Origin of the sequence: Leptotrichia sp. OH3620_COT-345, from assembly GCF_003932895.1 — a bacterium.
GTDB lineage: Bacteria > Fusobacteriota > Fusobacteriia > Fusobacteriales > Leptotrichiaceae > Pseudoleptotrichia.
Genome location: NZ_RQYW01000235.1, coordinates 1 through 212 on the forward strand (window position 1 = coordinate 1; position 212 = coordinate 212).

General features: G+C 29.7%; 1 protein-coding gene. It reads left to right on the forward strand.

Annotated elements, in window-relative coordinates; all coding sequences use genetic code 11:
- A partial coding sequence (locus EII29_RS12610) for a hypothetical protein (RefSeq protein ID WP_158612588.1) occupies positions 1-212 on the forward strand: 212 nt, incomplete at both ends.

Below are 212 nucleotides of genomic sequence, written 5' to 3' on the forward strand. Positions count from 1 at the left end.
GGAAAAGAAGTCCTTTTAGAAGGAAATAAAGGTGTAATAAATATAGGTGGAGAAATAAAAGGGAATGAAATAACGAAAGTAACATCAAAAGAAGGAAAAGTATTAAATGAAAGTACAATAAGTTCAGATACATTGACAAGGGAAAGAAGTGTAAAGTTACCGTTTAAAGGAATAAAAACATATACGGAAGTATACGGAATAACGGAAAGTAT